Source organism: Hyphomonas oceanitis (genome assembly GCF_036964545.1).
GTDB classification, from domain to species: Bacteria; Pseudomonadota; Alphaproteobacteria; order Caulobacterales; family Hyphomonadaceae; genus Hyphomonas; species Hyphomonas oceanitis.
Window position 1 is genome coordinate 207,601 of the sequence record NZ_JBALTL010000006.1, and the last position, 24,629, is coordinate 232,229.

Annotated in this window: 24 protein-coding genes; 7 read left to right on the forward strand and 17 right to left on the reverse strand. The window is 58.5% G+C overall.

Translation table 11 applies throughout. The features are described from left to right. The first annotated feature begins 4 nt into the window (after positions 1-4). Both V7651_RS16550 and V7651_RS16555 read left to right on the forward strand, forming a co-directional pair. A complete protein-coding gene (locus V7651_RS16550) occupies positions 5-613 on the forward strand; it encodes a TetR/AcrR family transcriptional regulator (RefSeq protein ID WP_051624992.1) in 609 nt (202 codons plus the stop codon). 38 nt (positions 614-651) lie between these two features. Next, positions 652-1,458, forward strand: coding sequence for a lysophospholipid acyltransferase family protein (locus V7651_RS16555; RefSeq protein WP_335591720.1), 807 nt, complete (start codon positions 652-654; stop codon positions 1,456-1,458). A gap of 11 nt (positions 1,459-1,469) precedes the next feature. Here the strand turns inward: V7651_RS16555 and V7651_RS16560 are convergent, their stop codons facing one another. From V7651_RS16560 to V7651_RS16595, 8 genes are all read right to left on the reverse strand, one after another. Beyond that, positions 1,470-1,958: a DNA-deoxyinosine glycosylase gene (locus tag V7651_RS16560; RefSeq protein ID WP_335591721.1), complete on the reverse strand. Its 489-nt coding sequence runs from the start codon at positions 1,956-1,958 to the stop codon at positions 1,470-1,472. Between the two features lie 30 nt (positions 1,959-1,988). Continuing rightward, positions 1,989-2,348, reverse strand: a complete 360-nt coding sequence (locus tag V7651_RS16565; RefSeq protein WP_035540426.1) for a HesB/IscA family protein — start codon at positions 2,346-2,348, stop codon at positions 1,989-1,991. 35 nt (positions 2,349-2,383) lie between these two features. Further along, positions 2,384-2,773, reverse strand: a complete 390-nt coding sequence (locus tag V7651_RS16570; RefSeq protein WP_035540424.1) for an SUF system Fe-S cluster assembly protein — start codon at positions 2,771-2,773, stop codon at positions 2,384-2,386. Between the two features lie 10 nt (positions 2,774-2,783). Then, complete coding sequence (locus tag V7651_RS16575; protein ID WP_335613804.1) at positions 2,784-4,007, reverse strand: aminotransferase class V-fold PLP-dependent enzyme; 1,224 nt, start codon at positions 4,005-4,007, stop codon at positions 2,784-2,786. Continuing rightward, on the reverse strand, positions 4,004-5,230 hold the full coding sequence (locus tag V7651_RS16580; protein ID WP_335613805.1) for a SufB/SufD family protein: 1,227 nt from the start codon (positions 5,228-5,230) through the stop codon (positions 4,004-4,006). Before V7651_RS16580 ends, V7651_RS16575 begins: the two co-directional genes overlap by 4 nt. Continuing rightward, on the reverse strand, positions 5,227-5,988 hold the full coding sequence (sufC, locus tag V7651_RS16585) for a Fe-S cluster assembly ATPase SufC (RefSeq protein WP_035540419.1): 762 nt from the start codon (positions 5,986-5,988) through the stop codon (positions 5,227-5,229). Before sufC ends, V7651_RS16580 begins: the two co-directional genes overlap by 4 nt. Positions 5,989-6,087: 99 nt before the next feature. Continuing rightward, positions 6,088-7,650: a Fe-S cluster assembly protein SufB gene (gene sufB / locus V7651_RS16590; RefSeq protein WP_335613806.1), complete on the reverse strand. Its 1,563-nt coding sequence runs from the start codon at positions 7,648-7,650 to the stop codon at positions 6,088-6,090. Further along, the gene (locus tag V7651_RS16595) at positions 7,650-8,795 is read right to left on the reverse strand and encodes a cysteine desulfurase family protein (RefSeq protein ID WP_335613807.1); all 1,146 of its coding nucleotides are present in this window, start codon (positions 8,793-8,795) and stop codon (positions 7,650-7,652) included. The genes sufB and V7651_RS16595 overlap by 1 nt, the downstream gene beginning before the upstream one ends. A 112-nt stretch (positions 8,796-8,907) precedes the next feature. On the opposite strand from V7651_RS16595, the gene V7651_RS16600 reads away from it, so the two are divergent. Then, complete coding sequence (locus V7651_RS16600; protein ID WP_034742076.1) at positions 8,908-9,585, forward strand: alpha/beta hydrolase; 678 nt, start codon at positions 8,908-8,910, stop codon at positions 9,583-9,585. Here the strand turns inward: V7651_RS16600 and V7651_RS16605 are convergent. After that, a complete protein-coding gene (locus V7651_RS16605) occupies positions 9,582-10,676 on the reverse strand; it encodes an anhydro-N-acetylmuramic acid kinase (protein ID WP_335613877.1) in 1,095 nt (364 codons plus the stop codon). The two genes, V7651_RS16600 and V7651_RS16605, sit on opposite strands and share 4 nt — an antisense overlap. Positions 10,677-10,761: 85 nt before the next feature. On the opposite strand from V7651_RS16605, the gene tyrS reads away from it, so the two are divergent. Then, on the forward strand, positions 10,762-12,012 hold the full coding sequence (tyrS, locus tag V7651_RS16610) for a tyrosine--tRNA ligase (RefSeq protein ID WP_335613808.1): 1,251 nt from the start codon (positions 10,762-10,764) through the stop codon (positions 12,010-12,012). A 7-nt stretch (positions 12,013-12,019) separates the two neighbouring features. On the opposite strand, the gene V7651_RS16615 is transcribed toward tyrS, so the two are convergent. Next, positions 12,020-15,406, reverse strand: a complete 3,387-nt coding sequence (locus V7651_RS16615) for a YhdP family protein (RefSeq protein ID WP_335613809.1) — start codon at positions 15,404-15,406, stop codon at positions 12,020-12,022. Between the two features lie 99 nt (positions 15,407-15,505). Here V7651_RS16615 and V7651_RS16620 point away from each other — a divergent pair, with 99 nt between their 5' ends. The 3 genes from V7651_RS16620 to V7651_RS16630 all read left to right on the forward strand — a co-directional run bounded on the left by V7651_RS16620 (position 15,506) and on the right by V7651_RS16630 (position 17,912). Further along, complete coding sequence (locus V7651_RS16620; protein WP_035540407.1) at positions 15,506-15,970, forward strand: peroxiredoxin; 465 nt, start codon at positions 15,506-15,508, stop codon at positions 15,968-15,970. 207 nt (positions 15,971-16,177) lie between these two features. Further along, complete coding sequence (locus tag V7651_RS16625) at positions 16,178-17,395, forward strand: M23 family metallopeptidase (RefSeq protein ID WP_035540404.1); 1,218 nt, start codon at positions 16,178-16,180, stop codon at positions 17,393-17,395. Beyond that, entirely contained in the window at positions 17,385-17,912 is a 528-nt protein-coding gene (locus V7651_RS16630) for a bactofilin family protein (RefSeq protein ID WP_035540401.1), read from the forward strand. The genes V7651_RS16625 and V7651_RS16630 overlap by 11 nt, the downstream gene beginning before the upstream one ends. Positions 17,913-18,144: 232 nt before the next feature. On the opposite strand, the gene V7651_RS16635 is transcribed toward V7651_RS16630, so the two are convergent. The 7 genes from V7651_RS16635 to V7651_RS16665 all read right to left on the reverse strand — a co-directional run bounded on the left by V7651_RS16635 (position 18,145) and on the right by V7651_RS16665 (position 24,309). Then, the gene (locus V7651_RS16635; protein WP_035540398.1) at positions 18,145-19,545 is read right to left on the reverse strand and encodes a tetratricopeptide repeat protein; all 1,401 of its coding nucleotides are present in this window, start codon (positions 19,543-19,545) and stop codon (positions 18,145-18,147) included. A 528-nt stretch (positions 19,546-20,073) separates the two neighbouring features. Further along, positions 20,074-20,697 carry an energy transducer TonB gene (locus V7651_RS16640; protein WP_035540396.1) on the reverse strand — a complete coding sequence of 208 codons (624 nt, stop codon included), beginning with the start codon at positions 20,695-20,697 and terminating at the stop codon, positions 20,074-20,076. An 11-nt stretch (positions 20,698-20,708) separates the two neighbouring features. Beyond that, on the reverse strand, positions 20,709-21,128 hold the full coding sequence (locus V7651_RS16645) for an ExbD/TolR family protein (RefSeq protein WP_335613810.1): 420 nt from the start codon (positions 21,126-21,128) through the stop codon (positions 20,709-20,711). 13 nt (positions 21,129-21,141) lie between these two features. Continuing rightward, positions 21,142-21,558, reverse strand: coding sequence for an ExbD/TolR family protein (locus tag V7651_RS16650; RefSeq protein WP_035540391.1), 417 nt, complete (start codon positions 21,556-21,558; stop codon positions 21,142-21,144). After that, positions 21,558-22,067, reverse strand: coding sequence for a MotA/TolQ/ExbB proton channel family protein (locus V7651_RS16655; protein ID WP_035540388.1), 510 nt, complete (start codon positions 22,065-22,067; stop codon positions 21,558-21,560). The genes V7651_RS16650 and V7651_RS16655 overlap by 1 nt, the downstream gene beginning before the upstream one ends. 40 nt (positions 22,068-22,107) lie before the next feature. Continuing rightward, entirely contained in the window at positions 22,108-23,508 is a 1,401-nt protein-coding gene (locus tag V7651_RS16660; protein ID WP_035540385.1) for a MotA/TolQ/ExbB proton channel family protein, read from the reverse strand. Between the two features lie 33 nt (positions 23,509-23,541). After that, positions 23,542-24,309 carry a DUF3450 domain-containing protein gene (locus tag V7651_RS16665; RefSeq protein WP_035540382.1) on the reverse strand — a complete coding sequence of 256 codons (768 nt, stop codon included), beginning with the start codon at positions 24,307-24,309 and terminating at the stop codon, positions 23,542-23,544. Between the last annotated feature and the right edge of the window lie 320 nt (positions 24,310-24,629).

Below are 24,629 nucleotides of genomic sequence, written 5' to 3' on the forward strand. Positions count from 1 at the left end.
CGACATGCCGCGCTCACCAGCACCTTCCCGCGAGCCCCCCAAGAAACCCCGTGCCCGCAATGCGCGCCCCAAGATTGAACGCGCGGCGCTCAAACTCTTCATCCATGAAGGCGTTGATGCCGCTACGACGCGCGAAATTGCCGAGCAGGCCGGCGTCTCTGAAGGCGCACTTTATCGTCACTACAAGGGCAAGGACGAACTCGCGCTGGCCCTGTTTATGGAAACCCACAACCGTCTCGGCAAGATGATGATGGAAGCATTAGCAGCGGAAGGAACGCTCGACGAAAAAGTTGGTGCCGCCGTCTCCGCCTATTGCCAGCTTGCCGACGAAGACTTCCTGCTCTTCTCCTTCCACCTCGTCTCGCTGAACCGCTACCTGCCTTATGACAAACGCCGCGAAGACGACCCCGTCTCGATCACGGAACGCGTCATTGCCGGCCTGATGCAGGACGGAACGCTCCCCAAGGGCGACCCGGCCGTGAAGGCCGCAATGGCGCTTGGCGTCATCATGCAGGCAGGCCAGAACAAGATCTACAACCGCCTTCCCGGCCCTCTATCGCAGCACAAGGATGCCTTCACCAAGGGCATCCTCGCCGTGCTCTATTCCGGCTAGACGAAAACGGCATCGTCCCTTCAAGAAGGCTCAGTTTCATGCGCGGCTTCCTGTTTACAGTCACCTATTACCTGCTCTCAGTCATCTATGTCCTGGTATCCTTGCCCTTCCTGGCCCTGCCAGGCCGTAGTCCTGTCAGGATCATCATCCGCAGCTACACGCGCGCGATGAACTGGAACCTCCGCATCTTCGGCGGCATCCGAAAGCAAGTGCGCGGCCGGGATCGGCTACCCGAGGGCGCCTTCGTCATCGCCGCCAAGCACCAAAGCTGGGGCGACGGCTACCTGATCTATCCGGAAGTGAATAATCTCGCCTTCGTCACAGGCGACCATCTGGAGAAGTTCCCACTGGTGGGCGGCATCCTGCGCAAGCTCGGCGCCATCGTCATCGACACCTGCGGCGGTGGGGAGCGCAAGGCTGAGTCCTTGCGTGAAGGTATGGAGACCGCCCGCAAGGAAGGCCGCCGCGTCCTGATCTATCCCGAAGGCCACCTCGCGCCCGTGGACTACCATTTCCGTTACAAGCCGGGTGTCTGGCATATGGCTGAAGCGATGGGTGTACCGGTTGTGCCGGTCGCCACGAATATCGGCCTGTTCTGGCGCCAGCAGGAAACCCAAAAGACGCCAGGCACGGCGACCATCGAATTCCTGGAGCCAATTCCGCCCGGTCTCGACAAAGACGAATTCATGGCCCGCCTCACGAATGCGGTCGAATCGCGCACAGCAGAACTTGTGGCCGAAGTGCGTGGCGGTCCAGCCGTTCGCGCCACCGTGATCCCCGATCCCCCGAAGGGCATGGAAGCCAAACCAACACCCGATAATCTGGCGGCATTCCAGAAGCCTTGAGGCAGACTTTTTCAGCCTCTTAAGGCTGCCTGCCATTCCGCACATTTCTGCTCGAAACGCTTGGCCGCATAGGCGGGACTTGTGGACGGAAGGAGCAGAGCAATCGCCGATGTCGGCAAGTAAGGCCGCGCATACTTCTCGAAACTCTTTGCAGCCTTGCCGCCATTCAGCCCCACCCGCCGAACGTGCGGATGCGCTGCGAAGAATCGCGCAAAGTCATTCGGCACCTCTTCCTTGATATTGGAGTCGAGGCTGCCATCGCGCTTGCAGAACTGAAGGACATCCCACACGGCAATGCGCCTGGATTTCAGGACGGACTGGCGCACGTCATAGGGCAGTTCAAGGCCGGCCCCGTACAACTCACCCATCATGCGCCAGAAGGCATTCCGGGGATGAGCATAATACTGGTTAGCCTCCAGCGAAGCGACACCAGGCATACTCCCAAGAATAAGAATTTCCGCATCAGGCGCGGCGATAGGTGCAAAGCTCTGGATCATCATCTCAGCCCCACATCAGGCCGGATCACTGACCTAAGCGTCAACCGCCGGCACAATCGTCACGCTCTCGCCGCAACCACATGCATCCGTCTGGTTCGGGTTCCTGAACACGAATTTCTCATGCAGCAGCGTGGTCTCGTAGTCGACCTGACTACCCAGCAGAAACAGCACGGCCTTGGCGTCGATCAGGATCGTCACGCCATTTTCCTCAACCACTTCGTCGAGCGGTTCAGGCGCCATGGCATAATCCATGACATATTCCATGCCCGCGCAGCCGCCATTCTTGACGCCAACACGCAGGAAGCCTGCGCCGCGTTCATTCATGATCTCCTTGACGCGCACCGCAGCGGCGTCAGTCAGGGTCACGGGTTTCGGGCGGGGTCTTCTGGCCATGGGCTACAGATAGGGTCCGTTGGGTTGTGATTCAATCAAAGCATGTTCAGCGCGAGGCGCGCTTCGTCTGACATCCGCGATGGATCCCATGGCGGATCGAACGTCAGTCGCACCTCGACATCCGTAACACCTTCTACAGTTCTGGCGGCTGTTTCGACCCAGCCCGGCATATCGCCAGCCACGGGGCAGCCGGGCGCCGTCAGCGTCATGTCGACGTCCACTTTGCGGTCGTCATCGATGTCGACTTTGTAGATCAGGCCCAATTCGTAGATATCCACCGGGATTTCCGGGTCAAACACGGTCTTGAACGACGCAATCAGGGCGTCCGTGATGCGGTTGAGTTCATCCTGCGGAATCGCCGAAGGGGCCGCATCCGCGTCTTCGGATACGTCAACCATGTCGCGAGTGGTCATGTCGTCTGCCATATTTGACCTTCTATACCAGCATTCCGCGCGCTTTTTCCAGCGCCTCAATGAATACGTCCACTTCGGCCTCTGTATTGTAGATTCCAAAGCTCGCACGTGCCGTAGCACTAACACCTAGATGGGTCATTAATGGCTGGGCGCAATGGTGACCTGCACGGATCGCTACGCCATAGCGGTCGAGTATCTGGGCGAGGTCATGCGGATGCGCACCCTCAAGGCTAAAAGCCAATACCGCCCCCTTGCCGGGCGCCTCACCATGGATTCGCAGTCCGTTGATGCCGCGCAGACCCTCAAGCGCACGCTGGTACAAAGCATGCTCATGCGCCTCGATCTCGGCCTGATCAAACTGCCTATACCAGCCAATCGCCGCGCCAAGCCCGATCGCCTCGAGTATCGGCGGCGTACCGGCCTCGAACTTGTGCGGCGCTTCATTGTACGTGATCCGGTCCATGCTGACCGTCTCGATCATCTCGCCGCCGCCCTGATAGGGCCGCGCCTCGGCCAGCGCGTCGGCCTTGCCATAGAGGATGCCGATCCCTGTCGGCCCGTACAGCTTGTGCCCTGAAAAAACGAACCAGTCGCAATCAAGCGCCTGTACATCGACGCCCATATGGACAGCGGACTGGCACCCATCCAAAAGCACGCGCGCCCCAGCGGCATGTGCGATGCGTCCGACTTCCGCGACATCATTCACAGTGCCCAGCACGTTGCTCATATGGCTGATCGCCACCATGCGAGTTTTAGGACCGACAGCGCCACGCAGCGCGTCCATATCCAGCGAGCCATCCGCGTGCAGCCCCACCCAGCGCAGAACGGCGCCATGCCTCTCACGCAGGAAATGCCACGGCACGATGTTCGAATGGTGCTCCATCACCGACAGAACGATCTCGTCGCCTGGCTGGATCGTTCCCGCCAGCGCCGATGCCACGAGGTTGATCCCCTCGGTCGCGCCCTTCGTGAAAATGATGCCGTGTGTGTCGGGCGCGTTCAAGAAACCACGCGCGGCTTCACGCCCGGCTTCGTAGGCCTCCGTCGTCTCGTTCGATAGCGTGTGGATGCCTCGGTGAACGTTCGCATAGGCCGTGCGGCTCTGGTTCGCGATCGCGTCGATCACAGCGTTCGGCTTCTGCGCACTCGCCGCATTATCCAGGTAAACGAGCGGCTTGCCGTTCACCTGCCGCGACAGGATCGGAAATTCCTTGCGTATCTCGGACACATCAAACGGCCGCGTCATGACGAGAGCCAGTTCTGCGCCTCAGCCAGCAACACATCGCGTACGGCCTCATCTGCCATGCCCAGCGCCTCGGCAATAAATGCTTCCGTCAACATCGCCCGCGCCTGCGTCTCGGGAATGCCGCGCTGGCGCAGGTAGAACATCTGCGCATCGTCCAAGGCGCCGCACGTATTGCCATGCGCGCACTCTACGTCATCGGCATAGATTTCCAGCTCAGGCTTGGCGAACACCTGCGCACCGTCTTCTAGCAACAATGCTTGGTGCTGCATATCAGCATCCGTGTGCTGCCCCGTCTTGCGCGGTACAAAGAACTTGCCCTGGAATACGCCCGTGCCGCCATCGAGCACGGCGCCCTTGGTTAGTTGCCGTGTCACGCAAGATGGCGCACCGTGGCGCACATTGGTCGTAATGTCAGCGTGGAAGCCCTTGCCGGAAAGGTAGGCGGCATTGAGATTCAGTTTCGAACCTGACGCCTGATGCACAACCCGCGTTTCCATCCGCGCAACTTTTGCGCCGAATGCCAGCGTCGTCTGTGTCATCTCGGCTTCTGCACCGAGGTGCGCGATGCCGGTCACGGCCAGCGCCTCGTCTGCCCCGCCGCGCTGGAAGATCGTGCGGTTGAGCTTGGCGCCCTGCTCAAGATCAAACTCAAGCACAGAAGCCGTCAGGCCCGCACCACCAAGATAACTCTCCGTCAAAGTCAGCGAAGCGCCGGACCTCACCAGGAAGACGATCCGCGCAAAGCTCGCTTCGCCCGCGCCTTCAAACACAAAGTGCAGACGCGGTGCGTCGCTTGACGTAATTTCAAATGCCAGCGTCGCCGGCCGCTTGCCGCCGCCCGCCAGCGCTGCAGCCAATGCGCCCATGGGCACATCTTCTGCTCCCGGAAAAGCCTGCACGCCCGGCTGCACCACCATACGTATGCCATCCGGCAGCTTGGGCGGCGCCTCAAAACCCTTGGGCGTGAAGCGAAACACGAGCGCGCCATCATCCGGCAACGGATCTTTCGCAGAAGCCGCCGCAGGCGTCTCAAGGGCCTTCAGCGCCGCCTTGAAGTCAGTCCACGTCCAGGCCTCCATCCGCCGATGCGGCAGGCCCGTTTCGGCAAATGCGAGAAAAGCCCGCTCGCGGCGCGCATCTTCCGGCTGCATGCCGTAGCGTGCAACCAGCTCCAGCTCGGCTGGCGTCGGGTTCTTGATGAAGTCACGCAGGGCGGTGGTCACGCCGCCTCTCCCAGAACTCCGTCATAGCCTTCTTTTTCGAGGCGCAACGCAAGGTCGGCCTCGCCCGTCTTGATGATCCGGCCCTTGGCCAGCACGTGCACCTTGTCTGGTTTGATATAGTCGAGCAGGCGCTGATAATGCGTGATCACCAGCATGCCGCGCGAAGGGTCGCGCATCGCATTCACGCCATCGGCCACAGTCTTCAGCGCATCAATGTCGAGGCCACTGTCCGTCTCGTCGAGGATCAGGAATTTCGGCTCCAGCATCATCATCTGGTAAATCTCGAGCCGCTTTTTCTCGCCGCCCGAGAAGCCGACATTCACCGGCCGCTTCAGCATCTCGGCATCAAGGTTCAGCATCTTGGCCACGTCGCGCGACTTCTTGATAAAGTCAGGAGCGGAAATCTCGGCCTCGCCGCGCGCCTTGCGCTGGGCATTCATGGCCGTGCGCACAAAGGTCATCACCGGAACGCCGGGAATCTCTACCGGATACTGGAAGGACAGGAACATGCCCTTGGCCGCGCGCTCTTCCGGGTCCATGCCCAGAATGTCCTCGCCATTGAGCGTGGCGCTGCCGCCGGTCACTTCATAACCGCTCCGGCCCGTCAGCACGTAAGACAAGGTCGACTTACCTGCCCCGTTTGGTCCCATGATCGCATGGACCTCGCCCGCAGGCACGTCCAGCGACAGGCCATTGAGGATGGTCTTGGCTTCGGAATCTTCGCCTACCGTGGCGCTCAGGTCTGTAATTTTCAACATAGGGCGCATGTAAGCTGCCCGGCCCCCAAGGGAAAGCCCCCGCGACAGAGAAACACCATGTGTCGAACCGGCTGAATCCAGCCGTTTTCGGCCAGATGCCTACCCGACACTGCCTTCCAGGCTCACTTTCAGCAGGCTTTGCGCCTCAACAGCAAATTCCATCGGCAGGTGCTGCAGCACATCACGTACGAAACCGTTCACCAGTAGCGCCACGGCGTCTTCTTCGGCAATCCCGCGCTGGCGGGCATAGAACAGCTGGTCTTCCGACAGTTTCGTCGTCGTCGCCTCATGCTCAAGCTGCGCACTTGCGCAGCGGTTTTCGACATAGGGAATCGTGTGCGCGCCGCACTTCTCGCCGATCAACAGCGAGTCACACTGGGTGAAATTGCGTGCATTCACGGCTTTCCGGTTCACCGAAACGAGCCCGCGATAGGTATTGTCAGATTTACCCGCCGAAATCCCCTTGGAAATGATCCGGCTCTTCGTGCGCTTGCCGAGATGGATCATCTTCGTGCCCGTATCGGCCTGCTGGCGTCCATTGGTAACTGCGATCGAGTAGAACTCACCGACGCTGTCGTCGCCGCGAAGGATGCAGGACGGGTATTTCCACGTCACGGCCGAGCCAGTTTCCACCTGCGTCCATGAAATCTTCGACCGGTCGCCCCGGCAATCGCCGCGCTTGGTCACGAAATTGAAGATGCCGCCCTTGCCGTCCTCGTCGCCCGGCCACCAGTTCTGAACCGTCGAATACTTGATCTCGGCGTCTTCCAGCGCGACCAGTTCGACGACCGCTGCGTGCAGCTGGTTCTCGTCGCGCATCGGCGCCGTACAGCCTTCAAGGTACGACACATAGGCCGCCTCATCGGCAACAATCAAAGTCCGCTCGAACTGGCCCGTATTCTCGGCATTCATGCGGAAATAGGTCGAAAGCTCCATCGGGCAGCGCACGCCCTTGGGGATGTAAACAAAGGTCCCGTCCGAAAACACCGCACTGTTCAGCGTCGCAAAGAAATTGTCGGATTGGGGCACCACAGTGCCCAGATACTTCTTCACCAGGTCCGGATATTCGTGCACGGCCTCGGAGATAGACATGAAGATCACGCCGGCCTTCTGAAGCTCCTTGCGGAACGTCGTCGCCACCGAAACCGAGTCAAACACGGCATCAACGGCCACACGCGGCTTCTCGCGCCCCTCGGCAGCGGTCTCGACCGCGCCTTCCACGCCGAGAAGCACTTCAGCCTCGCGAAGCGGGATGCCCAGCTTCTCGTATGTTTCAAGGATTTCCTTCGGCACATCGTCAATCGAGGCATATTTCGCCCCGGCTTTCGGCGCCGCGTAATAGTAATAGGCCTGGTAGTCGATTTTGGGATAGCGAACCATCGCCCAGCTCGGCTCTTCCATGGTCAGCCAGCGTTGGTACGCTTTCAGGCGCCATTCGAGCAGCCATTCGGGCTCGTTCTTGGCCGCCGAAATATAACGGATCGTGTCCTCCGAAAGCCCCTTCGGCGCAAAATCGGTCTCGATCGTTGTGGAGAAACCCGCCGAATAGTTCTCGGATTCCAAGGCCTTGGCAGCCTCGACGGTTTTCGCGTCGATACTATCCTTGACCTTGACTTCTCCGCAGTCGTCTTCGTGCTCGGTGGTGCCGCCGCAGCAGTCCATCACACCTTCTCCTTCAAAACCGTTCGCCGGGCTGCTTCAAGCCAGGCATTCGCCACGCCGTCAAAATCGGCGGGTTCGCTATTCCATCCAAAGCTGGTGCGTATCGCTGATTCCGCAAGGGCGTCAGATGCACCCATGGCCATCAACACGAGGGATCGCTTGACCTTGCCCGAAGAGCAAGCGGAACCTGCAGAGACACACACGCCCGCCAGATCCAGCGCCATGACCTGCGTTTCAGCCCGAAAGCCAGCGCGCGCGAAGTTCGACGTTCCGGCCAAGCGAGGGCTTTCTTCGCCGATCACGACCGCATCGCCCTCGGCTTTCAGCCGCGCTTCCATCGCATCACGATGCTTCCCCAGCGCCGCATATTTCGGCAAATCACGAACGGCCGCTTCAACGGCCGCGCCAAAACCCGCAATTCCAGCCACATTCTCCGTGCCTGACCGCAAGGACCGTTCTTGCCCGCCCCCATAGAGAATGGCTTTCAGCGGTGCCCCAGCCCGATGCCACAAGGCGCCAACGCCCTGCGGCCCACCGATCTTATGGGCTGAAACAGACAGGTAATCGACGCCCAACAGGCCCACATTGACCGGAATCTTGCCCAAGGCCTGCACCGCATCACAGATCGTGAGGCCACCCGCCTCCCGCACAATGGCAGCCGCTTCGGCGACAGGCTGGATGATCCCCGTCTCATTATTAGCCAGCATCAGGCACAGCACAGGCGTCCCATGCGCTTCAGTATCCCAGTCCGCCATCCGCGCGCGCAGGTCTTCCACGTCCACTATCCCGGCTGCCGTCACATAGGCCGTCTGAACCGGCGCACCGGAATGTGCCGCAGACTTTGTAATCGCCTCATGCTCAATCGCCGAGACAATCAAGGTGCAACGCCCTTCAAGCGCATCGACGACGCCCTGCAGAGCCAGCGCATCCGATTCCGTGCCGCCACCCGTGAAGATCACATCAGCAGCCCGGCTACCGATGGCGCCGCCCACCTGCATACGCGCCGTTTCCACGACCGCGCGCGCCGCCCGCCCCTTGGTGTGCACCGAGGAGGGGTTCGTCGCGCCCAGGTCGAGCGCCGCCAGCATGGCTTCCCGCGCTTCAGGGCGCATCGGGGCCGTCGCATTGTGGTCAGCATAAATCATGGATTCAGGTATACTCGCTCCAGCCCCACAGTGCACCTGCAGAAAAATTTGCATTTCGCAGTCCATTTGGCTTATGACCGCGCCCTTACAAGAGATTTAAACCGAGGGTGTCATGGCAGAACTGATCATTCCGGGCCCACAGGGCCGTATCGAAGCGCGCTACACAGAGCCGCCGCTTCCTGGCGCACCTATTGCGCTTGTCCTTCACCCCCACCCCAAAGCGGGCGGAACGATGCAGGACCCCATCTCGATCATGCTCTACCAAATGTTCGAGCGTCACGGTTTTGGCGTCCTGCGCTACAATTCCCGCGGCGTCGGCCGCAGCCAGGGTGTCTATGACCAAGGCATCGGCGAACTTGAAGACGCCGCCTACGTCCTCGACTATATCGAGAACCTCAGCGAAAGCCCTCGCTACGTCTGGTGTGCCGGCTACAGCTTTGGCGCCTGGATCACGCTCCAACTCCTGATGCGCCGCCCGGAAATCGATGGCTTCCTCGCCATTTCACCCCCGGCCAACCACTATGACCTGTCATTCCTGGCGCCCTGCCCGGCCTCCGGCCTGATCGTGAATGGTGACAATGACGCCATCGCGAGCCCGGAAGACATTGAGCGTGCTCTCACCAAGGTGCGCGTCCAGAAGGGCGAAGTCATCGAACGCGCCCGCGTCAAAGGCGCAAACCACTTCTACGTCGACAAGCGCGACGAGCTGATCGGCCTCTGCGAGCAATACCTGCTGCAGCGCCTTGAAGATGCTGAAGAAAAACTCCGCATCGAAGCTGAAAAAGACTAACCGAGCACCCGGCCGCCCGTCATGGCGGCCGGAACGCCCGTTGTCGTCGGCCAGCTGATCGGCAAGCCGCGCACAGTCCGCGCCGCCAGGAAGGCAAACGCCTCCGCCTCAATCGAATCCCCGCGCCAGCCAGCCTCTTCTGCGCTCAGAACAGGGCACGGCAGCGCCTCCGCCAGCGCCGCCATCAGCGCCGGATTATGCCGCCCACCCCCACACGCGATTACCCGCTCCGGCATATCGGGCAGCTGCGCGACGCCTGCTGCGACTGCGCGGGCCGAAAAGGCCGTCAGCGTCGCCGCACCGTCCTCAAGTGTCAGTCCCCGCGCCATATTGGCATTGAAGTCATAGCGATCCAGTGACTTTGGCGGCACTTCCTGAAACCAGTCATGGTCCATCAACTGTGCCAAAAGCCCCTCGTGAACCCGTCCTGCCGCCGCATAGGCGCCGCCCACGTCATGGGTGCCCTTGCCATGCCCCTCGATCCACTCATCGATTGGCCCATTCGCCGGTCCGGTATCAAACGCAAACAGCGTGCCGTCCGCCATTCGCGCCGTAATGTTTGCCACCCCGCCGAGGTTCAGCACCGCGCTCGCGCCATCCCCGGCGCGCTCCAGCAGTGCACCATGATAGGCTGGCGCCAGTGGCGCGCCCTGCCCGCCTGCAGCCACATCCGCCGTCCGGAAATCATAGGCTAACGTCACGCCCAGCGCCTTCTGAAGCGCGATCGCATCAATCAGCTGCAAAGTGGCCCCGACTTGCCCAGGTCTGGGCCGCCGATGGAGCACGGTTTGCCCGTGAATACCCGCCAACGGTCCAGGAATACCCCGTCCCGCCCCATCCCGCAGCATCTCGAAGGCCTCGGCATGGGTCTCGGTAATCACCTTCCGTGCCCCTTCAAACGCGTCGTCGGGCGCCGTACCTGTCCAGTTCCAGGCCCGCGCAGCATCCGTCGCGTCCTGCAAGGCCTGCCGCTCGCGCACCGTATATTTGCGTTCTGCGACCGGCCCGAACTCCAGTACCCGCTCTCCATCCGTCAGGATCAGCGCCGCATCTGTTGCATCCAGTGAGGTTCCCGACATAAACCCCGCCACCCATTGCGGCCCCTGATCGTGAATTGGATGGTTCAAGAGTCCCGCTTTCCGTGTTACGCGCCTGCGCTTACGGAGACACGAGACAATGACCGAATACAAGTCGGAATTCCTGAAAACCCTCGATTCACGCGGCTTCATCAAGCAGATGACGCACCCGACTGAACTCGACGCCTATTGCGCTTCAGGCATTCCGGTCTGCTATATCGGCTTCGACGCAACGGCAGACAGCCTGCACGTCGGCTCCCTCCTCCAGATCATGATGCTGCACCATTTCCAGCGTTGCGGCGGCAAACCCGTCGTTCTCATGGGCGGCGGCACCACCAAGGTCGGCGACCCCACCGATAAGGAAAAATCGCGCCCCCTCCTGACGGACGAGCAGATCGCCTCCAACATGGCAAGCATCAAGAGGGTGTTTGAGCCCTTCCTCACGTTCGGCGACGGCCCAACCGATGCCATCATGGTCAACAATGACGATTGGCTGTCGAAGATCGGCTATGTCGAGTTCCTGCGCGACTACGGCGTGCACTTCACGATCAACACGATGATCAAGCAGGAAACGGTCGACCGCCGACTGCGCAACGAGCAGCCTTATACGTTCCTCGAGTTCAACTACATGCTGCTGCAGGCATACGATTTCCTTGAGCTGTACAGGCGTCACGGCGTCCGCCTCCAACTTGGCGGATCGGACCAGTGGGGGAATATTATCAACGGTGTCGAGCTCACCCGGCGCGTCGCGGGCGGTGAAGCCTATGGCTTAACCTCTCACCTCATCACCACGGCGTCAGGCGGCAAAATGGGCAAGACGGCGGATGGCGCTGTCTGGCTGAATGCCGACCGGAAGAGCCCCTACGAATACTGGCAGTTCTGGCGCAATACTGAGGATGCGGATGTGGGCCGGTTCCTGCGACTATTCACAGATCTTAATGTCGCTGAGATTGAAGAGCTCGAAAAGCTCGAGGGCGCCGATATCAACAAAGCGAAGATTGCGCTCGCGAATGCCGCGACGACACTGCTCCATGGCGCAGACGTCGCGGCGGAATCGGAAGCCGCTGCTTCAGCGGTTTTCGGCGACGGCGCCTCAGCGGACGCGCTGCCAACAGTCGAAGTGCCAAAGGCCGAACTCGAGGCGGGCATGCTCGTTGCTGCGGCGTTCGCTGCTGCAGGACTTGCCGGGTCAAACGGAGAAGCGCGTCGCCTAATCAAGCAAGGAGCCGCAAAGGTGAACGACGTCCTGGTCAGCGACCAGAACGGCACGCTCAGCGCGGCAGATCTGGTCGATGGGGCTATCAAATTGTCAGCCGGCAAGAAGCGTCATGCGCTGCTGAAGATCAGTTAGGCCTGATCTATTTGAAGCTTTCTTCGGGGATCGGCGGCAATTCTGACGGAATAGGCTCGTCAGGCGTGCGCGGTTTGGCCTCGGGAATACTTGTGTCCGCCGGGTTTTCGAAAATCCGGCGGATGACGCCCGGCGCAAGCGCAGACAACGGGTTTACCGAGACGTTAGCTTTTTCAAGCGTGCCGTTCACGGAATAGGTCAGCGAGAAAACGCCCTCCCCGTCACGCCCCACGACGAGGTCGCCAATGATCGGGATCTGGCCAAGCGCTGAGTTCAAACCGAAACTCGGCACCAAGACGCCATCAAACTCAATGCCGCCGGTCTTGCTCTCGACATAGCCGCTGGAGGTCAGCCCAAGTGCCGGCCCCTGCGCCTTTGCGCCAGTCACGATATAACGGCCATCAGCGATCTTGAGGGGGATGTCGATACGCGAGAAAAGAACGCCTTCGCCGCTAAGCGTATCGGCCAGCCCCCTGAGAGAAGCGAGCGACAGGATCTGCGTCAGGAATGGCGCATTCCGCATACGTACATTTGTCAACGCAATATCGAAGTTGGCCGGCGAGGAATCCTTGGTGAACTTTCCTTTCAGCTCCAGATTGCCGCCTTCCAGAAAGTCCGCGCCGAGCAAGGCCTGCGCCATGAAGCCGGCATTGCCACTCTCGACGTCAACGGTCGCTCCGCCCGGGGCAGTAGAATCATATCTCGCCATCAGCGGCGAGCCATCATCGGCCTTCCCGGAGGCTTCGAAGAAGGCGAGACCGCTTGCCCCCGTCTTCGCTTTCAAGACGGCATTGCGCATATCCAGCCCTGGCCTCAGCGTCAGCGTATCCAGTTCGGCATCAATCGTGAGCGGCGTTGTGCTGTTATTGGCCGTATCACCAGCTGCCCCCAAGCCAGACATGGCGCCGGAAAGATCAAGATAAGTGCCCTTCAGCGACAGCGCTAATCCGCCACCTGCGGCGCGTACAACATTGCCGCCGAGGTCAGCCTTGTTCTTCAGGTAGGCCCGCCGCAGCGTAGCTGACACCAGTTTGGAGTCAGGGCCCAGCGAATAGTCACCATCGACCCGCGCGTCTTCCGTGGTGAACAGGATGGTCGACTTTGTGTCGTCTCCCACTTTCTCATAACGGACGGATGCCTTGGCAGGCACGCCCTTGGGCTTCACCCAACCGATTTCGGACAGATCGATACGCGCCTCACCAAGGTCGAGCGACGTATCGGCGGATAGCAGGTTCTCATCATTAAGACGCGCCTGTACCTCCAGCGGCACTTCACCGGTGAGATAAGCCCGCCCGAGCAGCCCGAACCGGTTCAGGACATCCGGCGTGACAACGGCGGTCGCGGAGAGGTTTGACGGCGCTTCGCCATCGTTGAACGCATCGCGCCAGGTGAACTGAACGGGCGACGGACCGAGGTCACCAAATCCGCTTACCGTGATCCCGGCCTGATTGCCGTTGATGTTGAACTTGCCATTTGTGAGATCGAACCCCAAGGCCGCATTCTTTAGGCCGCCATCAGTCACCGTCCCGAGAATCGAGAAGCGGACCTGCTCATAAGGCACATCGTCCAGCGCCGGGCGGAACATTTCGAAAGTCATCTCTGCATCACCCGTGAGGCGCGCAGGATCGAATTTTGACTTAAGGCGCGATTCCGCCAGGGTCTTCATCACGTTGGTGGCCGGTCCGTGCCCCTTCGCGAATACCCTGAAGGGCACCCCCTTCGGATTGAAGGCCGGAAAATCCACCACCCCGTCGTCCAGCACCCAGCCGCCATAATCGCCGCTCTCGACGACAACCTTGAACCCGTTGCCCGTGAGTTCACCCTTCCCGGTCGCATTCTCTACGGCCGGCAGATCGTCAAGGAACCTCACCGCAGCATCGCGCACAGTGAAATCCAGCTGCAGGTTCTCATCACGAAGGTACCCTTCGGCAAGACTGTCCCGCAGCAGGTCGATGTGCCCCTCGGCCGACGTAACGACACCGGCGGTTACCCGATTCACCGCGAAGCGGCGCGCGCCGTCGCCGAGCTGAACGGGCCAGAAAGCCAGCACAGTCTCCCGGCTCAAATCTCCCTCGGACGCAAAATCAAGACTGCCAATGATCGGCGGTTCGCCGGGTTTCTTGTCCGGCGTCAGTTGAAACGCCCCGGACGCTTTCAGCGTGTCGGCGCCGGTTTGCAGCGTCAATTCCGCGCCCCGAAATGCGTAGTTCGCAAGGTCGACTTCGCCGGCCAGTGTCAGCCGAGAGATCGCGATCGGATGCTCGAACCGAGGGGTGAGATCAAGTTCGAGCTCAGGGCTCGCAAGATTGAACTTTCTGAACCCGTCTCCCTTCATCGCGTCCTGAAGCGATAATACCGCGTTCCCTTTCAGGGGACCGGCGCCACTTGTTTGCGCATCGATGGAGAGCGTGTCAGTCGAAGCCGCATAGGCAGCCTTCAGCTTCAGGTCGTCAACGGCCAGGCCATTGCTGCCCATCGGCAAACGTCCAGCGCCAGCGTCCACATCGATGATGATCTGCTCCACGCCTGCGGCCTTGGAGACATCAAAGGACACGACAACATTCGCCGGAAGGCCCTCGAACCGCTCGCTGCTCATTCCGAACCGGATCGCCAGGTCAGCAAGTGGCCATTTCGCAACTGCAAACTCGGCCTTCAAATGCTGCCCCGAATTGGATGTCTCCAGCGTGGCGGCAAGTCCCGCAGGCAAGCCGTCGCCGACGCCGCTTCCTGAAACCGACAGGACGATTCCGCCTGCGGCGCGCGCCACTTGGCCTTTGGCCGCTTTCAATGTCAGCAGACTGGCGCCTTCGCGCCCCCTGACGCGGACCTCAAAATTGTCAAAGGACGCTCGCTGCAGATCGATGGTCGGCTCTGTCTGCTGAAGCGCGACCAGCAGCTGTGGCAACACTTCGTTCGCGCGAGCCAGCCATTCGGCTGGGGTTGTCGGCAATTGCCCGGTTGGGATTTCAGGCAGGGGATCGCCGGCTATTTTCCATTTTGTATCAGTGACCTGATCGACATTGATCCAGCCTTGGTCAAGATCCATGGTAAGGACTTCGACCTTGCCAAGAACAAGGGACGAGCCGGACAGAACCAGCTCCGCATGTGCGGCCTCGGCGCTCAGTTCGTTTTTTTCATCATACAATTTGACGTCGCGAGCGTTGACCAGAACGCGGCGATCAGCCTGAGACCATTCCAGGTAAACTTCACCGATACTTACATTGTGCCCACTGCGCGCCTGCGCGAGCGCGCGCTCGATATCATCCTTGAAGATGCCGAGGGGCAACGGCCCGCTCGCCAGCCGAAATGCCAGCAGACCAGCGACGACCATGATGAGCAGGATCAATCCGCCAAGTATTTCCAGAATAACCGTCGAGGCGGTCTGGCGAACCAAGGGCACGCTCCTTAAGCTTCATGCGACTCATATCGAACAGCCTGGCTGCAGAGCCTTTGATATAAGCACAGTCGTTAATGTGCACCATAGGAGCATTACATGAGCAAACCACTGGTTGAGGGCGTAAAAGCGCCGTCTTTTTCCATCGAGACGACAGACGGCAAAAAGCAGCTATCATCGTACAAGGGCAAGACCCTCGTTCTCTATTTCTACCCGAAAGACGACACGCCTGGATGCACGAATGAAGCAAAAGACTTCTCCGCCCTCGCCGCCGACTTTGCTGCGGCCGGCGCTGAAATACTTGGCGTGTCGCGCGATACGCTGGCGAAGCACGGCAAGTTTACGGACAAGCATGATCTGAAAATTCCGCTCGGAGCGGACGAGGACGGCAGCGTTTGCGAATCGTTCGGCGTCTGGGTGGAGAAGAACATGTATGGACGCACGTATATGGGAATCGCCCGTTCGACATTTTTGATCGGTCCTGACGGCAAGATAAAGCGAATCTGGCCCAAGGTTCGTGTGAAGGGACACGCTGAGGAAGTGCTCGAGAGTGTGAAGACCTGAGCACCGCCTATTCATTACGCACAATTCACCCAATTTCCTTAGCGTTAACAGGGGATTTACCCAAATAGGCGAAAAATCGCATGAATTGTGCTCTGTAGGGCTTTCACCCCAGTTCGAAATGGGTATTTATGGGTCCACGGGTTTGGGAAACGTGCTGTAGTAATTGTTGCAGCATGGGGTGTGATTTCCAGTCGACAGGTGGCGTGCATGGCAAAGTGGAGTGCAAGCGTAAAAGCGACGTTTGATCGGGCGTTTCCTGAACGCCAGATCTATCATCGCAGCGGTGGCACGGTTCGCTATATTTCGGTATCGCCTTGGCAGCAGGCTATTATTGCTGCTGGTGCGGCTGCCTTGGCCGGTTGGACCCTCTTCGTTACAGGCAGTTATGTTCTCGGCGGGCCCAGCAGCACAATTGCCGGCGCGCCCGATGATCGTGAACTCGCCAAGTATGAGCGCTGGGTTCAGGAACTCCGCGCAAAGGATGCTCTCTCCCGCTCGCTCCTTGAGGAACGCACAGACGCCTTCCAGAAAGAGACCGCTGAGTGGGAAGACCGCCAGAAAGCCCTGGAAGATCTTTTCGACAAACTCAAAGGCGACGAAAACCTTGAAGTCTCTGCCCTGAAGGGTGACGGCACGGGCCTTCTGGTCAAGGCGTCAATCGAAGAAGCTGATAATCGTCAGTCACGCCATTTCGAGCCCATTACTGCCGCCTTCGACACGAGTGGCACACGCGTGAGCCTCAAGAACCTGAAATATGACCAGGAGCGTATCCTGGATGAAGCGGAAGACCTGGCCATTGATCGCGCCGAGCGCGCGCGCGGTGTTCTGCAGTTGACCTCGGTTGGCAGCGACAGGATCATGTCTGGTGCTGAAATGGGCGGCCCGCTTGTACCAATCGCGACGCTCACATCCAGCGCCTCAAACCTGACAACCGATGAGGCATCGTTTTACAATCGCCTCAACCAGACACGCGCACGCGTCGAAGAGATGCGTTATTACGAACAGATCGTTGCCAGCTTGCCGCTTGGTCGACCCGTCGGCGTTCCATTCCGCCAGACAAGCGACTATGGCATGCGCATTGACCCATTCCGCAAGCGCCCAGGCTGGCACAACGGCCTTGACCTTGCTGCGTACCATGCCGCGCCAATTGTTGCGGCCGGACCAGGCAAGGTATCATTCGCGGGCGCCAGCTCCGGCTACGGGCGTCTGGTCGAGATCGACCACGGACATGGCTTCAAGTCCCGCTATGGTCACTTGAGCGCAATTACGGTATCAAAGGGGGATACCGTGGAAATCGGAGACTTGGTCGGCAAGATGGGGACCACCGGACGAAGCACGGGCGACCATCTTCACTATGAAGTCTGGTTCAACGGCAAACCTTATGATCCAGCGAAATTCTTGAAAGCAGGCCGACATGTTCACTAAAAACAAAACACCAGAAACCACCACTCCTGAACCCGTCAAAGCAGCTACTGCACAGGATGCAATCCGCGGCGCAGCGATGAAGCCTGCGGCCCGCGCGGCGTCGATCATTTGCGCCGACATGAAGATAAACGGGTCTGTCATTTCTGAAGGCGCCCTTCAGATCGACGGCGTTGTTGATGGTGACGTCAGCGCAACAGACATTACGATTGGCGCTTCCGGACACATCACGGGCGAAGTGAAAGCCGAAGTCGTGAAGGTAAAAGGCAAGATCCGTGGATCTATCCGCGCTCGCAAGGTCGAGCTGGAATCCGGCGCCCATGTTAAAGGCGACATCGTTCATTCGTCGCTTCAGATCCAGTCGAATGCTGTCTTCGAAGGTCAGGTGAAGCACGCTGATGACCCGCTGAAAGAGACAGGCCCGAAGGGCGCGTCAGCTTCTTCGGTCTCCAATGAATCGTCGACGCCGATGAGCAGCTCAAGCCCTACCGCATTCGGGATTTCGACAACGGCGTCCTGACGCACGCCCGCTTTACAATTACCTCTTCCCAAACCGCCGACATTTTATGATGTCGGCGGTTTTGTTTTGCCGTCAATCGGGCGAGCCCCTTGAGGGTAATCGAAAGCACAACGCGAGTGCCCCCATGCCTTCTGTGTACTCATGCTACAGAAAAAGCCCCGGCAGCTTTGTCCGGGGCTTTTCTCGTTTGATAGATTGTAGGGTGCCTTAAAAGGCCGTGCCCCTTACGGGATCAGGTTGCCTGCCCCTTGCACTCCGGTGTCGCGTTGTACTTCGCTTCAGCCTCGGAGAGACGTTCCTTGATGGTCTTGCAGTTCTCGGGAATGTTGTCTTCACCCAGAACGGCCAGGCGCTTACAGATCTTCGCTTCATTCTCAACGTTCAGCCATGCGGACTGAACTTCGAAGCAAACCAAGGCGCGCTTGGTGTTTTCCTCGGAGTTCATAAAGTCGATCCAGCTGCGCCCTGCATTGTTGCCGGCCGTCTTGAACGATTCCCGGGCCCCTGCCCGATCGCCACGCTCATAGCGCGACTGGCCAATCAGGACGTAAGCGTTTCCGCGGTCCTTGATGCCGCCCATGCTGATCGCCTTGTTGAGCGCGTCTTCTGTGTCTTTCCATTTCTGGAGGTCAGCATAGGATCGGCCAAGACGTTCATACATTGCGCCGCCGCCACCAGCATCAGCAGCCTGCTTGATAACCGGGATCGCTTTCTCGTGTTCACGTGCCACCTGGTACAGGTTTGCAAGGAGTTCGAGGTGATCGAGGTTCTTGGAGATACGGCCCGCATTCATCTCTTTCTCGAGAACGCGTGCGGCATGGTAGGGAGCGTTGAAACGGTTGTAGAAGTTTACGACGCGCATGAGCTCGTCTTCGGTTTTCAGCAAGCCGCCAAGATACATGGCCTTCTGAACTTCGAAGGCCTTGCGCTCTTCATTATCAGCGAAATAGTTGCCGGCAATTGCATCCCAATATTTGCGCTCGTTAGGATTGCGTTCGACAAGAACTTCCAGCACTTCAGCCAACTTCGCCTTTTGACCGGTCTCATTGTAAAGATAGAGCAGAAGGTCATAGACTTCCTGCTTGTAATTATTGCCATCGTCGGCGCGGACTTCTTCGGCCCACCGAACAGCTTCTTTGAACTTGTCGGCGCGCTGGTTGAGCACAGCAAGCTGCCATTTCTGCGTACGGTCAGGTTTACCACCTGCCTGTTGCCACTTGGTCATGTACTCGAGCGCTTTGCCAAGGTCTTCTTCCTGAAGATAAATCTGGGCAATGTTATAGTAGGTCTGAGCGGCGTCCGCTGCAGGGATATAACCTTTGTTGAGCGCAGTGAGCAGATCCTGGACAGCGCCAGCACGATCACCGTTCTCAATCTTGATATACGCGGAGAGCTTGATAACAGCGCCTTCCTCGTAGCAGTTCAACTCGGTTGAACGCAGCGAGTTGAGTTTTGAAATCGCCGTATTGAAGTCCTTCTTGACCATCGCAGCCTGTTCGGCCTCGAGATAGGTCTGGCCCGTTTTCGAGCTGAACTCGGTTTCGGTACAAGACTGCGCCATTGCAGCGCCAGCACCCATCGTTGCCATAAAGCCAACGAGCACGGCGCCCTTGAGAGTTGCTCTAATTCCCATTTTCCTCTCCTCTCCGCGCAGCTCGCGGGGTTTGGCCCAATCAACCGGAATTGTCGGGCGGGATCAATAACTTCCGCGCGGTAACTTACGTAATCTGTAGCGCGCTTCTGCCCATTAAAAGACTGTTACTTATTCACTTCATGTATGGGTCTCACCGACCCAATTCGTCAATGCCAATCAACATCAATTCTTCATTCGATCATAGCGTTTCCCATTCGGAATTCAGGATCTAAATCACGCTTTGCTCAACCTTCAGAAAACCGTGCCGGTAATGAGGCATGAAGGTATTGGGTTGACCATTTTTTGGCTCCCGTAGTACCCGCGCAGCCATTCCAATAAGTGACGGAATGTGCAGCAATCATACGTATCCGACGCGACTCCATTTGTTACATAGTATCATTTTTTGCCGTCTTGCGCAATTGGTACCGCAATCCGGCAAATCTGGACTTTCATCAAAACGCTCTGAAAAAAAGGAGCGCCCATTTCGGGGCGCTCCTTGAATGTCAGTGTGCAATCAATGTTCATCGCCTACTGCAGCTTGAATTCCAGCGGATACACAACGTTCTTGCGCTCAGCTGCCTTGCCACGAATGATCTTCGGAGCAAATTCAACTCGTGCAACGGCGCGTTCTGCTTCCGACTTGAACATGTCGTTCGTGCAGGAGGCCGAGACGTTATACGGGCGACCCCGTGTATCCACGTCGAAACGGACGTCACAGCTACCTTCGATGCCACGCTCTGCAGCGCGCTGCGGGAACGATGGCGTCGGTGGGCGGATCGGCTGAGCATCACGGTCAGAGATCGCAACCGGATCAATCGCGAGCGATTGCATACGGCCAAGGTTGAGCTCCGTAGGAGCTGCGCCTTCGATCTTCGGAGTCGGCAGGTTGATCTGCGATTTTGTTGCCGACACTTTTGGCGGTGGAGGCGGCTTGGCAGCCGAATCCAGGCGCTTCGGTTTGGACCGTTGACGCGTGCGAACTTCGCTATCCTGTTTTTGAGGCGTGATAGCAGCCAGAACGCGTTGCTCACCTTTGTCCACCTTGATCTCGGTGACGTTGATCAGCGAGCTCATCATGATGAACAGAAGATAGACGATCGGAACGGCAATAACGAGGGCAGCTCCCAATCTCATAAACGGACTGTTGAACATGTCTGAGTCTCCTATTCTCGCTTGGCCGAAATATTGATCACCGTCGCGGAATCGATCTTGTTGATCGTTTCCATGACATCGACCAGCACCTCGGCTTCAGCATCTACATCAGCCTGAACAACAACTTCACCTTTTGGGTTGTCTTCACGCAATTGCTTGAACGTGAAGCCAATCTCGTCAGGCGAAACTTGCTTTTTGTCGATATAGATATCGCTGTTCTTGTCGATCGCGATCAGGATCGCGAGTGGCTTGACCTGCGCCTTGTTGTCCACTTCAGGACGGACAATAGGGACACCTGGTTCCTTGATGAACTGCGCCGTCACAATGAAGAAGATTAGAAGGATGAACACAACGTCCAGCATGGGCGTCAGGTTGACATCGTCTTCCGCTCCTCCCCCACCGGCGACTGATTGGCGTTTTCTGCGTGCCATGTGTGTCGCTCCTCTATTCTACAGCCGTAAGGACGAGGTTTACCCGGTCCCTATAGCCTGCATTGTAAGCCGCATCCCGGATCAGAACGATCACGCCGCTCTTTGCCTTTGGGTGTGCCTGGATGACAACGGCACTCTCTGGAGTTTCGGCACGCACACGCTCGATATTCGCACGCACTGAACCGATATCCGTCGCTCGGCCGTTCACAGTGATGAGGTTAGTCTCATCGATCAGGATCAGAATGGCTGGCACCTGCTCCTGTTGATCTGTCTCCGGAGCCGGTGGCGGTGGCGGTTCAAGACCCAGAGCTTCTTCCTGCGCGAACGTCGCCGTCACGATGAAGAAGATGAGCAGAATGAAAACCACATCCAGCATTGGCGTGAGGTCAACGTTGGCCTCGTCCGGATTTCTTACCTTACGTCCACGCATCAGCCGATCTCCATCTCGTCTTCGACCCACTGGACAGACCGATCCACGCGGCGATCCATGCCGGATGTAAACAGAATGCCAGAGAGCGACGCGACCATGCCGGCCATTGTCGGAATTGTCGCGCGGGACACACCCGCAGACATTGCCTTTGCGTCAGCACCGTTGGTGATAGCCATAACGTCGAACACGGCCACCATCCCCGTCACTGTTCCGAGTAGACCAAGGAGTGGCGCAAGAGCCACCATGGCCTTCGTGAGCTGGACATTCTGCTCGGCTTTCGCACGAACTTCCGAGACCAGCTTGTCACGCACCCAGTGCGCGAGTGTCGACTTCCGATCGGAGCGGGAACGCCACTCCGCGATCGCTTCCGCGGCCACTTGCTTGTGAGCAAACCTGAAATAGAACAGCCGTTCCAGGATAAGTGCCCACATGAAGAATGTTGCTGCCATGATGACAATCAACACGGGACCGCCACGATCGAGGAAAGCTTGTAGATCTGCAAAACCCATGATCGGGTTCCTCCTCCTCGAGTGAAACGAGGGGGATGGCTTACGCCATCACCCCACGCGTGGATTCCGCTTTCTCAGCAACCAGGCCAGCGGCCTGCTCGTCGAGAATTTGCTGGTTGCCACGAGCCATCGACGAAGCGACAGCGTGGATCAGCAGCAGCGGAATGGCGGCCACAAGGCCAAACACCGTTGTCATAAGAGCAACCGAGATACCGCCTGCCATCAGTTTTGGATCGCCTGCACCATAGATCGTGATCGTGGTGAAGGTGATGATCATACCGATAACGGTACCGAGAAGACCGAGCAGCGGAGCAACAGCAGCGAACACCTTGATGATGTCGTTGAAGCGTTCGATGCGGGGCGATTCACGGAGGATCTGCTCGTCAAGTTTGAGCTCAAGCGTCTCGATGTCTGCATTCTTATTGGTTTCGTAGGCTTCAAACACGCGAGCCAGTGGGTTGCCGGTACCGGCCTGACGGGTTTTCGCCGTCTTGCGCATTGCACCGCCCATCGTGAAGAGCGTGAAGATCTTATAGAGACCAATCAGGATACCGATCACGGCGAGCACAGCAATAACTGCACCAACCGAGCCACCTTGCTTAAGGCGGTCAGCGAATTTCGGAAGGTCGCCAAGGATACCGAACAGGTTACCTTTGGATGGATCGACTGGTGCGCGGACGAGTTGGTCCGGGCCAGCATTGATCAGCGAGCCCATTGCCGAGCTATAAGAACCGGCAGGCTGTTGCTTGAATGCCTGAAGGAACGTGTCGCCGTCATCGCCTTTTTTGACTTCGACGAACTTCTTGCCTTGCGTCGTCGCAGCGGTGAAGACACCAACGCGCATCAGCTCGGCTTCAGCGTTCGAACCATCTGGGCCAATGCCGTCGACAACGGCAGTGAAGGTTTTCACTTCGGACTGCGCGATCATCTCTTGCAGCATGGCCTTGGGCAGATTCTCGAGCTGCGAACGCGTTGGCAATGTGCGGGCTTCCGCAACCTGGGCAATGCTTTCTACGCGGTCTGGATAGTTGAAGCTTGCGAACGAGTTCGCAATTTCAGGCATCGTTTCACCAGCAGCCGTACGGAACTGGCCGAGCAGCTCCTGAAAGTCGCCCGCCTGTTCGGAAACCTGGCCTTCAAGAGCCGAGAGTTCCGCTTCATTGGCGTCAAATTCGGCGCCGAGAGCCCTGCCCTTCGCTTCGACAGTCGCAAGCGCGCCACGCGCTTCGGTCATCTTGGCTTCCTGAGCATTCTTGTCCTGCTGGAACTCGCGAAGGCGAGCCTGATCAGCGGCGGACATTTCATTCGAGTCCCGTTTGATGCTGTCCAGAACCGACTTCAAAGTCGCCTGTGCATCTGCCGGAGCAGCGAGGGTTACTGAGCTGAGACCGAGCAGCGTTGCCGCGCCCAGAGCCTTCAGCGAGGATTTAAACTTAAACATCTTCTATACCTCTTCTTGCCTGGATCGCGCCGACTATTCGACCGAGAACTTCTGGACCGGAGCAAACAGCACGTCTTGTTGTGCCTTGCCCTGCGCGACCCGGATCGCCTTGGCGATATCGGGCACATACTTGCCGCTCAGTGGTTCCCACGCTTCGGTTGCCCGGTTGTAGCGAGAAGCCTTGCCGTTCGGCGTCAGGTAAACGAGTGCCACACGTCCATAGAGGAACATGTCGACAGTGGTCGGCTTGCCGTCGAGGTCGATTTCTTCCTGCCAGGTGCTGATCGTACGACCGTATTCCATTTCGGCCTGGTAGGCGTCCATGATCAGGCGATACTGTTCAGCTGCAGTGACGTCAGGTTGCTGCATGATGCCGACGAGACCATCGAGGCGTGCCTCGCGCTCCGTCTTTTTGAATGGCAGATCAGCCGCAACAAAATTCTGAAGATCTTCGATCATGCTCAACAGCATTGGAACTGTCTGGGCAGTGATGTCGTCGATCGAGCCAAGTTGCTCGGTCAGCGAGACAATCTCTTCGCGCTGGCTTTTGACGACCAGCTCTTGTTGCTTGGAGTACAGTTCCGCAGCATCGCGGCGCTGCAGCAGCGTACGATATTCGCGAACCATGTCGGTACGCTCATCATCAAGCTGGTTGATTTGTTCTTGGACTTTTTCAGCTTGCCGTGTGGCCTGCTCGCCCGTGTTTAGCGCTTCGCGCAACTGAGCCTGGGCCGGGATGGCCAGTCCAGCAATCAGCGCCACAGCAATAACGCTGCGAGCTGGTGACAGAAGTTTCTTCATGAGGTTTGCCTCTCACTCTCCAAACGGTCGCGCATTTATTGCGCGGAAAATTCGACAATCAGGCATCCTGCTAGCGAAGATGTCCCGGTTTCAATGCCTGGCCAAAAAACACACCGGCCGAGTTAGTTGGAAGTCGCAAGGCTTAAGCGCCCGACACCTACCCATTTTTCTGGAGCGCTGGTCGCTCTCTCGCTCTGACCCTTGCCATTCTGGCAACAAGTCCGCAACGCCCTAATTTGCGAAACCCGACGCTAACAACCCTGAACGGCGGGATCAACAAGGCTTTACGATTCGTTTAGAAAATATCCGCGTCCCATTCG

What these genes read in the sequence shown, in the direction of transcription:
- V7651_RS16550 (WP_051624992.1), top strand. Translation starts at nt 5, where the DNA reads ATGCCGCGCTCACCAGCACCTTCCCGCGAGCCCCCCAAGAAACCCCGT.
- V7651_RS16555 (WP_335591720.1), top strand. Translation starts at nt 652, where the DNA reads ATGCGCGGCTTCCTGTTTACAGTCACCTATTACCTGCTCTCAGTCATC.
- V7651_RS16560 (WP_335591721.1), bottom strand. Translation starts at nt 1,958, where the DNA reads ATGATGATCCAGAGCTTTGCACCTATCGCCGCGCCTGATGCGGAAATT.
- V7651_RS16565 (WP_035540426.1), bottom strand. Translation starts at nt 2,348, where the DNA reads ATGGCCAGAAGACCCCGCCCGAAACCCGTGACCCTGACTGACGCCGCT.
- V7651_RS16570 (WP_035540424.1), bottom strand. Translation starts at nt 2,773, where the DNA reads ATGGCAGACGACATGACCACTCGCGACATGGTTGACGTATCCGAAGAC.
- V7651_RS16575 (WP_335613804.1), bottom strand. Translation starts at nt 4,007, where the DNA reads ATGACGCGGCCGTTTGATGTGTCCGAGATACGCAAGGAATTTCCGATC.
- sufC (WP_035540419.1), bottom strand. Translation starts at nt 5,988, where the DNA reads ATGTTGAAAATTACAGACCTGAGCGCCACGGTAGGCGAAGATTCCGAA.
- sufB (WP_335613806.1), bottom strand. Translation starts at nt 7,650, where the DNA reads ATGGACTGCTGCGGCGGCACCACCGAGCACGAAGACGACTGCGGAGAA.
- V7651_RS16595 (WP_335613807.1), bottom strand. Translation starts at nt 8,795, where the DNA reads ATGATTTATGCTGACCACAATGCGACGGCCCCGATGCGCCCTGAAGCG.
- V7651_RS16600 (WP_034742076.1), top strand. Translation starts at nt 8,908, where the DNA reads ATGGCAGAACTGATCATTCCGGGCCCACAGGGCCGTATCGAAGCGCGC.
- tyrS (WP_335613808.1), top strand. Translation starts at nt 10,762, where the DNA reads ATGACCGAATACAAGTCGGAATTCCTGAAAACCCTCGATTCACGCGGC.
- V7651_RS16620 (WP_035540407.1), top strand. Translation starts at nt 15,506, where the DNA reads ATGAGCAAACCACTGGTTGAGGGCGTAAAAGCGCCGTCTTTTTCCATC.
- V7651_RS16625 (WP_035540404.1), top strand. Translation starts at nt 16,178, where the DNA reads ATGGCAAAGTGGAGTGCAAGCGTAAAAGCGACGTTTGATCGGGCGTTT.
- V7651_RS16630 (WP_035540401.1), top strand. Translation starts at nt 17,385, where the DNA reads ATGTTCACTAAAAACAAAACACCAGAAACCACCACTCCTGAACCCGTC.
- V7651_RS16635 (WP_035540398.1), bottom strand. Translation starts at nt 19,545, where the DNA reads ATGGGAATTAGAGCAACTCTCAAGGGCGCCGTGCTCGTTGGCTTTATG.
- V7651_RS16640 (WP_035540396.1), bottom strand. Translation starts at nt 20,697, where the DNA reads ATGTTCAACAGTCCGTTTATGAGATTGGGAGCTGCCCTCGTTATTGCC.
- V7651_RS16645 (WP_335613810.1), bottom strand. Translation starts at nt 21,128, where the DNA reads ATGGCACGCAGAAAACGCCAATCAGTCGCCGGTGGGGGAGGAGCGGAA.
- V7651_RS16650 (WP_035540391.1), bottom strand. Translation starts at nt 21,558, where the DNA reads ATGCGTGGACGTAAGGTAAGAAATCCGGACGAGGCCAACGTTGACCTC.
- V7651_RS16655 (WP_035540388.1), bottom strand. Translation starts at nt 22,067, where the DNA reads ATGGGTTTTGCAGATCTACAAGCTTTCCTCGATCGTGGCGGTCCCGTG.
- V7651_RS16660 (WP_035540385.1), bottom strand. Translation starts at nt 23,508, where the DNA reads ATGTTTAAGTTTAAATCCTCGCTGAAGGCTCTGGGCGCGGCAACGCTG.
- V7651_RS16665 (WP_035540382.1), bottom strand. Translation starts at nt 24,309, where the DNA reads ATGAAGAAACTTCTGTCACCAGCTCGCAGCGTTATTGCTGTGGCGCTG.